The sequence below is a fragment of the Streptomyces sp. CNP082 genome (assembly GCF_059570535.1).
Genome location: NZ_JCANSZ010000016.1, coordinates 122277 through 129974, shown reverse-complemented (window position 1 = coordinate 129974; position 7698 = coordinate 122277). Strand labels below are relative to the sequence as shown.

The 7698-nt window shown below is 73.8% G+C and carries 8 protein-coding genes; 6 read left to right on the top strand and 2 right to left on the bottom strand.

Features of this window, described 5'->3' with window-relative positions; translation table 11 throughout:
* Window positions 1–293 precede the first annotated feature (293 nt).
* Both B124_RS15960 and B124_RS15955 read left to right on the top strand, forming a co-directional pair.
* Complete coding sequence (locus B124_RS15960) at window positions 294–761, top strand: group II truncated hemoglobin (RefSeq protein ID WP_496503495.1); 468 nt, start codon at window positions 294–296, stop codon at window positions 759–761.
* A 146-nt stretch (window positions 762–907) separates the two neighbouring features.
* Window positions 908–2059: a peptidoglycan recognition protein family protein gene (locus B124_RS15955; RefSeq protein ID WP_496503494.1), complete on the top strand. Its 1152-nt coding sequence runs from the start codon at window positions 908–910 to the stop codon at window positions 2057–2059.
* A gap of 51 nt (window positions 2060–2110) precedes the next feature.
* Here B124_RS15955 and B124_RS15950 read toward each other — a convergent pair whose 3' ends face one another.
* Window positions 2111–3226 (bottom strand): winged helix DNA-binding domain-containing protein, encoded by a 1116-nt coding sequence (locus tag B124_RS15950; protein ID WP_496503493.1) that lies wholly within the window; start codon window positions 3224–3226, stop codon window positions 2111–2113.
* Between the two features lie 86 nt (window positions 3227–3312).
* The gene (locus tag B124_RS15945; RefSeq protein ID WP_496503492.1) at window positions 3313–4305 is read right to left on the bottom strand and encodes an EamA family transporter; all 993 of its coding nucleotides are present in this window, start codon (window positions 4303–4305) and stop codon (window positions 3313–3315) included.
* A 393-nt stretch (window positions 4306–4698) separates the two neighbouring features.
* Here B124_RS15945 and B124_RS15940 point away from each other — a divergent pair, with 393 nt between their 5' ends.
* The 4 genes from B124_RS15940 to B124_RS15925 all read left to right on the top strand — a co-directional run bounded on the left by B124_RS15940 (window position 4699) and on the right by B124_RS15925 (window position 7551).
* Window positions 4699–4935 (top strand): hypothetical protein, encoded by a 237-nt coding sequence (locus B124_RS15940; RefSeq protein WP_496503491.1) that lies wholly within the window; start codon window positions 4699–4701, stop codon window positions 4933–4935.
* A gap of 85 nt (window positions 4936–5020) precedes the next feature.
* Window positions 5021–5974 (top strand): 1-aminocyclopropane-1-carboxylate deaminase/D-cysteine desulfhydrase, encoded by a 954-nt coding sequence (locus B124_RS15935; RefSeq protein ID WP_496503490.1) that lies wholly within the window; start codon window positions 5021–5023, stop codon window positions 5972–5974.
* A gap of 303 nt (window positions 5975–6277) precedes the next feature.
* On the top strand, window positions 6278–6691 hold the full coding sequence (locus B124_RS15930) for an ATP-binding protein (RefSeq protein WP_027753975.1): 414 nt from the start codon (window positions 6278–6280) through the stop codon (window positions 6689–6691).
* Window positions 6580–7551, top strand: a complete 972-nt coding sequence (locus tag B124_RS15925; RefSeq protein WP_496503489.1) for an RNA polymerase sigma factor SigF — start codon at window positions 6580–6582, stop codon at window positions 7549–7551. The genes B124_RS15930 and B124_RS15925 overlap by 112 nt, the downstream gene beginning before the upstream one ends.
* Window positions 7552–7698: the final 147 nt, after the last annotated feature.

Sequence of the window (7698 nt, the reverse complement as noted above, 5' to 3'; positions counted from 1 at the left end):
CGGTGCTACCGCCGGCAGGCTTGTGCTGGCAGACTCCATGTCAGCCTCTCCGCTGCTAGACCCAGTGGGGAGGCACCCTCGTATCGGTGCCGGAGCGTGTCTGCCAGTCCGCTCACTGTTCGGCGCTCGACGGCGCTCAGCCCTGTCGACGGTCTCCACGCCCCGGGCAACCGCCGGATCCCGCAGAACTCATGCCGGACGTCATCAACGCGTCGAGCGAGCAGGGCGGTAACCCGGCGGCACCTCGGGTGCATCAGCAGTCACACGACCACCGACACAAGGATGGTGCACCAGTGAGCGAGAGCACCCCGAGCCTGTACGAGTGGGCGGGCGGCGAAGAGGCGTTCCTGCGGCTCACCGAGGTCTTCTACGGGCACGTGCGCAAGGACCCCGTCCTGGCACCGGTGTTCGCGCACATGGACGGTGAACACCCGCGGCACGTCGCGCTGTTCCTCGCCGAGGTCTTCGGCGGCCCCGAGCGGTACAGCGCCGACCACGGCGGCCACGACCGCATGGCGCGCATGCACCTCGGCCGGCACATCACCGAGGAGCAGCGCAGGCGCTGGGTGTCGCTGCTGATGGACAGCGCCGACGAGGTCGGGCTGCCAGACGACCCGGAGTTCCGGGCGGTGTTCTCGTACTACATCGAGTGGGGCACGCGGATGGCGATCGTCTACTCCGGCGACGACCCGCCGCCGACGGCGGGGCCGATGCCGAAGTGGGAGTGGGGGCAGACCCCGCCCTGGCAGCCCGGCGGCTGAGCCGGGCTGCCGGCTCCCGGGGGCAACACGCCCGGGTGGTCTGGACATTGGCGTACGCGGTCGGTTAAACAGGGTGTCCGTTACGGATTCGTACACGGAGCAGCGTGCCGAACCCCCCTCAGAACCCGCACCGTGAGAGGAACGCCATGCGACCTGGGCCCGTGTACGTCTCCCGGCGAACCGCGCTCAAAGCCGGCGCCGGCGCCGCCTTCGCCGCCGGCGGGGGCGGCGCCCTGCTGCTCGGCGGCAGCGCCGCGGCCGACAACAGCGGCTCCCTGCGCCGGACGGCCGACGACCCGTCGTACGTGATCGGCACCGACGAGTGGGGCGCCCGTCCGCCCGCCGGGGACGTCTCCCTCTCGTCCGGTACGACCACGAAGATCGTCGTCCACCACACCGCGTTCCCGAACTCCACGGACTACTCGTACGAGGCCGCCGTCTTCATGGCCCGCCAGATCCAGGATCTGCACATGGACGACAACGGCTGGATCGACAGCGGCCAGCACTTCACGATCAGCCGCGGCGGCCACGTCCTGGAGGGCCGGCACCGCAGTCTGGAGGCGCTGGCCGACGGCGGCTTCCAGGTCGTCAGCGCGCACGCGGTCGGCGAGAACACGCGCGGCATCGGCATCGAGAACGACGGCATCTACGTCAACGACACCCCGCCGCAGGCACTGCTGTTCTCGCTGCAGCGGCTGTTGGTGACGATCGGCACGCAGTACGGCTTCGGCGCGGACCGCGTCTTCGGCCACTGGGACTTCAACAACACGCAGTGCCCGGGCGCGATGTTCTACCGCCAGTTCCCGGCGCTGCGCCGGCAGATGGCCCAGGCGCTCGGCCAGAGCCCGGACGAGATCCCGGAGCGCACCTGGCCCGACACGTACACGTCCAGCAAGGGCGGCACGGTCGAGATGGCGCAGCGGCTGCTGCGCGCGTACGGGTACGACCTCCAGGCGGACGGCGTGTACGGGCCGCTGACGCTGGAGGCGGTGCACACCTTCCAGCGCACGATGGGGCTGCCGGTCGCGGCGGACGGCACGCTCGACAACGCCACGTGGGAAGCCATGACGGTGCCGGTGAGCACGGGCCACAGCGGGGAGGCGGTCCTCGCGGTGCAGCAGATGCTGGTGCGCAAGCTGCACCTGAAGAAGGCCACCGGCAAGTACAACGGGTCGACGACGGCGGCGGTGGCCGAGATGCAGGAGCTGCACGGGCTGCAGGCGACGGGCGCGATGGACGTGGCGACGTGGTGCGCGACGGCGGGCGGGATCGTACGCGAGGAGTTCACGACCGCGTGAGCCGGCGGCGGGCAGCCGCCGGGCCCCCGCGGGGTGCACCCGGCCGCCCGCCTAGCCGGGGGCCGCGAACCTGACCCTCGTCTTCGCCGCCTCCGGGGCGGCGAAGGCCAGCAGGTCCTCGGCCGCCGCGGCGAGCTTGTCCTTGTCCCGTCCCGACAGGGCCTGGAACGGCCGGAGGTCGACCGCGGCCGAGGTCCGCCTCAGCTCCGGCTGCCACACGCCCGCGACGCGGCCGTCGAGCAGCAGCGTGCCGCGGACGATGCCGTTCGCGGTGAACACGCCCCGCTCGTCGGCCTTGTCGATGATCCGCGTCCGGTCCGCGTGCGCGAGCAGCACGTTGTCGAAGGGGCCGAGGAGCAGGGGCGGCACCGGGGCGGCGGGGTCGGGCAGCTCGGTGCCGGCGAGGTCGAACAGCTCCCGCCCGGTTACGTCCCGGTACGTCACCAGCCGCGGGCGCAGCCGGTTGAAGACCGCCTTGAGCCGGGTCAGCGACAGCCACTTCTGGGCGTCGGCGACCGACGCCGGCCCGTACGCGGCGAGGTAGCGCAGCACCGTCTCGTCCGCCGCGGGGTCGGTGGCGGAGGGGGCGCCGAGCCACTGGTCGGCGTGCGCGTACACGAGCCCGCCGCCCTCGCCCCACACCCCGCGCGGCGGCACCTGCACCAGCGGCAGCAGCGAACGGGCCAGGTACGCCAGGTCGTTCGGATCCCCGTCCGGCCAGCGGGCGGCGAGGCGGGCACCGAGGTCGTCGACCGGCAGCGGCCCGGCGGCCAGTGCCTTGCGGGCCGCGGCGGCCAGCTCGGCCGGGTCGACGCCGCGGACCCTGCGGCCCGCGGCGGTGGTGGGCAGCGTCCTGTCCAGGTACGGCTGCACCACGGCCCGCAGCCGGAGCGCGTCGCGGGCGCTGACGAGGTGGATGGTGCCGCGCATCAGCGCCACCCTGACCGCCCGGCGGCCGGTCAGCAGCGCCGACAGATCGCCGGTGGTGAAGCCGGCGAGCCGGCTCCAGAGCTGGTAGTACGGGGCGTCGCCGGACTGCGCCTGCAGCGCGACGAGGTGCTCGACGGCGTCGAGCGGCGCCGTCGTGCGCCGCTCGACGAGCCACTGCCGGTGCAGCAGGGCGCGCCCCAGCGCGCGGGCGTCCAGGACGGAACCGGGCGGGACCATGCGAACTCCCTTTCGACGATCAGGCGTACGAGCATGCCACCCCTGCCCCGGAAGCGGTACGGCTAGCTGTACTGATCACGCGCCCGCTACGCCGCGGGCCGCGGCGGGGTCCGTACCGCGCCGGCACTCGCCGCGATCACCATGCCGATCGCCACGCACTGCACCGCCGTGAGCCCCTGGTCCAGCACCAGATACCCGGCGAGCGCGGCGAGCGCCGGCGCCAGGCTCATCATCAGCGCGAACGTCGCCGCCGGCAGCCGGCGCAGGGCGAACTGGTCCAGCGCGTACGGCAGCCCCGAGGACATCACCGCCACCGCCAGGCCCAGCCCCAGCGTCACCGGGTCCACCAGCCTGCCCCCCGCGCTCGCCAGCCCGACCGGCACGCTGATCAACGCGGCCACCGACATCGCGATCGCCAGCCCGTCGGCCCGCGGGAAGCGCGCCCCGGCCCGCGCGCTCATCAGGATGTACGTCGCCCACAGGCAGCCCGCGCCGAGCGCGAACCCGACGCCCACCGGGTCCAGGCCGCCGAACCCGCCGCGGCTGAGCAGCACCACCCCGCCCAGCGCCAGCGCCGCCCACAGCAGGCTCGCCGCCCGGCGGCCGGCGAGCACGGACAGGGTGAGCGGCCCCAGCACCTCCAGCGTGACCGCGGGGCCCAGCGGGATCCGGTCGATGGCCTGGTAGAAGACGAGGTTCATGCCGCCGAGCGCGACGCCGAAGGCGCACAGCACCGCCCAGTCGCCCCGCGAGTGGCCCCGCAGCCGGGGCCGGAATATCAGCATCAGCAGCGCCGCGGCGAGCGTCAGCCGCAGCGTCACCACGCCCAGCGCGCCCGCCCGCGGGAACAGCAGCGCGGCGACCGCGGCGCCGAACTGGGTGGACAGCGCCCCGGCCACCACCAGCGCGACGCCGCCCAGCCGCCCGGCGCGTACCCCGGCAGCCGGCACGGCGGGCGCGGCGGGGACGGGACCGGCAGCGTCCGCGGCCCCCGCGGAGGGGGCCGGAGCGGGGGAAGCGGAGGGTACTGAGGAAGCGGCGGAGGAGGCGGCAGCGGGACCGGGGCTCTGGGACGTCACTCCCCCACGCTACGAGCGTGCGCTCCAGGCGCGAAATGCCCCACGAGCTGGGGTCATGCCGGAGCTGGCCCCGGCAGGGCCCGCCGCCCGGCCCGTACGCCGCAGCAGCCACGCAGGCGCACCACCGCCCTCACTCGGTTGCCTCCATCCCCGCCGGCCGGCGCGCCCGCCGTCCCCCGTCTCCCGTGGCGCCGGCCCGGCCGGACCCGCCGGGCCAGCACACGGTTCCCGCGCATCGGGTGCTTGCACACCGGTCCGCCGGGGAACCCGCCCAGGAACCGACGGGCCCCGGCAGCCGTTGATCCCTCAAGGGACGCGCGGGATACTTGGGACCAAAGGGGTGGCAGCGGCAGAATCCACCTCATACACCAGGCAATACGTCAGGAGACACACATGGCAGGCTTCCTCGACCGCGCGAAGGAGAAGGCGGAGACCGCGCTGAACCAGGGCAAGGAGAAGGTCGGGGAGGTGCAGGCGCAGCGCGAGGGCCAGGCCCTCCTGCGCCGGCTCGGCACGGCCTACTTCAACGAGCAGCGCGGCACCGGTTCGCCGCAGGAGGTGCAGGACGCCCTGCAGGCCGTCCACGCACACGTCGCCCAGCACGGCGACGGATTCCTCACCCGCGGCTGAGCCGGGGCGGGCCCCGCGGCCGTCCCCGCGGCGGTACGGGCCAACGGCCCGGCCCCGGCCCCGACCGGCCACCGACCAGCGTCCCGTGTACGCATCCGAGCCCCCCGCGGCCCCGCCGCCCGGCGACCAGCCGCCCGCCCCCGGCGGGCGGCTCGCCGCGCTCCGCCCCCGGCTGCCCTCGCCGCTGACGGAGATCACCGACGACCGCCTCGCCGCCCACGGCGTCCGGCTGCTGCTCAAACGGGACGATCTGATCCACCCGGCACTGCCGGGCAACAAGTGGCGCAAGCTGATGCCGAACCTGGAGCGGCGGGCGTCCGGCTCCCCCGCCGGGGACGACCGGCCGCTGCTGACGTTCGGCGGCGCGTACTCCAACCACCTGCGGGCCACCGCCGCCGCGGGCCGGCTGCTCGGCATCCGCACGATCGGCGTGGTCCGCGGCGACGAGCTGGCGGACCGCCCGCTCAACGCCTCCCTCACGCAGGCGGCGGCGGACGGTATGCGGCTGCACTTCGTGCCGCGCGCGACGTACCGGCGACGCACGGACCCCGCCTTCCACGCGGAACTGCGCGCGGAGTTCGGGGACTTCCAGCTCATCCCGGAGGGCGGCAGCAACGCCGCCGCGGTCCGCGGCTGCGCCGCCCTCGGCCGCGAACTCGCGGGCACGGCCGGGACGGCGGTCGTCGCCTGCGGTACGGGCGGCACGCTCGCCGGACTGGCCGCCGGGCTGCCCGCCGGCACGCGTGCGATCGGCATACCGGTGCTCAAGGGCGGCTTCCTCGGCGCCGACGTCGAGCGGCTGCAGACCGCCGCGTTCGGCGGCCGGCGCGGCGACTGGCGCCTCGCGGACGGCTTCCACTTCGGCGGCTTCGCCCGCCGTACCCCCGAACTCGACGCCTTCGCCGCCGACTTCGCCGCCCGCCACGGCCTCGTTCCCGAACCCGTGTACGTCGCGAAGATGCTCTACGCCGTCGTCGCCCTCGCCGCCGACGGGGCGTTCCCACGCGGCTCGGCGGTCGCGGCGGTCGTCACCGGCTGACGCGGGGGTCCCCCGGACGAGGGAAGCCGGTCGGCGGTTGTCGGCGGGTCCTGCCATAATGGCAACCCGGAGTGACCGCACGGGAATTGGGACGAGAATAGCCCTAGCCACGGAGCGTAACGAGGGTTTACTATTAGTGACAGCCGCGGGATGGGGTGGCCTTCTCCAGTCCAGGAGACAGCAGCTCATCGCACGCGGTAGCGTCGCAGGCGAACGATTTGCCACGCCGGTCCGTTACTCCCAGTGACGGGGGACGGTGGGCGTTCCCATGGCAGAGAGTCGCCACGCACCTTGGAGGTGAGGGTGTCCCAGTTCGAAGGCGAGCCCAGTCCGAAGGACTTCGTCGAAGTCCGGCTGCCGGCTGCCGGGGCGTACCTGTCGGTGCTCCGCACCGCCACGGCAGGGCTCGCTGCCCGCCTGGACTTCACGCTCGACGAGATCGAGGATCTGCGCATCGCGGTCGATGAGGCCTGCGCGATCCTCCTTCAGCAGGCCGTCCCCGGCTCCGTGCTCACCTGCGTCTTCCAGCTCGGAGACGACGCGCTGCTGGTGACGGTGTCCGCACCGACGACCGACGGCCGGGCGCCCGAGCGCGACACCTTCGCGTGGACCGTGCTGTCCGCACTCGCGGGCAGGGTGGACGCGACCGTGGGGGACGACCGTACGGTCACGATCAGCCTGCTCAAGGAGCGCGGCGCGGCGCCGGGGCTCACGTGACGTACGTCAGGGGCGTTCCGATGCGAGACGAAGGCCGGCTGGCCGCGGCGGAGCGAGAGCGGGCGGACCACATGGACGGACTGCAGCAGCACGACAGGCGTGATCCGCAGGACCGCAGCGGCGCGCGGGCGATGTTCCACGAGCTGCGCAAGCTGCCCGCGGACTCCCCCGAGCACGCCGAGCTGCGGAACGCCCTCGTGCAGATGCACCTGCCGCTGGTGGAGCACCTGGCCCGGCGCTTCCGCAACCGCGGCGAGCCGCTGGACGACCTCACCCAGGTCGCCACCATCGGCCTGATCAAGTCCGTGGACCGCTTCGACCCCGACCGCGGCGTGGAGTTCTCGACATACGCGACCCCCACGGTCGTCGGCGAGATCAAGCGGCACTTCCGCGACAAGGGCTGGGCGGTGCGGGTGCCGCGGCGGCTCCAGGAGCTGCGGCTGTCGCTGACCTCCGCCACCGCCGAGCTCTCCCAGTTGCACGGCCGGGCCCCGACGGTGCACGAGCTGGCGCAGAAGCTCAACATCTCCGAGGAAGAGGTCCTGGAGGGCCTGGAGTCGGCGAACGCGTACTCCACCCTCTCCCTCGACGTCCCCGACACCGACGACGAGTCGCCGGCCGTCGCCGACACCCTCGGCGCGGAGGACGACGCCCTGGAGGGCGTCGAATACCGCGAGTCGCTCAAACCGTTGCTGGAGGAGCTGCCGCCGCGGGAGAAGAAGATCCTGCTGCTCCGCTTCTTCGGGAACATGACCCAGTCCCAGATCGCCCAGGAGGTCGGCATCTCGCAGATGCACGTCTCCCGGCTGCTGGCCCGCACGCTGGCGCAGTTGCGCGAGCGGCTGCTCATCGAGGAGTGAGCGGCGGGGCGCGTGCGCCCCGCCCGGCCCCCGACGTGCTGTGCGCCGCTCTCCGGGCCCCGGAGCGTCCCGTGGTGGCCTCGGGGTCCCCGTGCCGTACGGGGCGCGTGACAGGGCGTGTGGCAGACCTCGTGAAGGTGCGTACGT

Coding starts and splice junctions, on each gene's coding strand:
- B124_RS15950 (WP_496503493.1), bottom strand. CDS start 3,226: ATGGTCCCGCCCGGTTCCGTCCTGGACGCCCGCGCGCTGGGGCGCGCC.
- B124_RS15940 (WP_496503491.1), top strand. CDS start 4,699: ATGGCAGGCTTCCTCGACCGCGCGAAGGAGAAGGCGGAGACCGCGCTG.
- B124_RS15955 (WP_496503494.1), top strand. CDS start 908: ATGCGACCTGGGCCCGTGTACGTCTCCCGGCGAACCGCGCTCAAAGCC.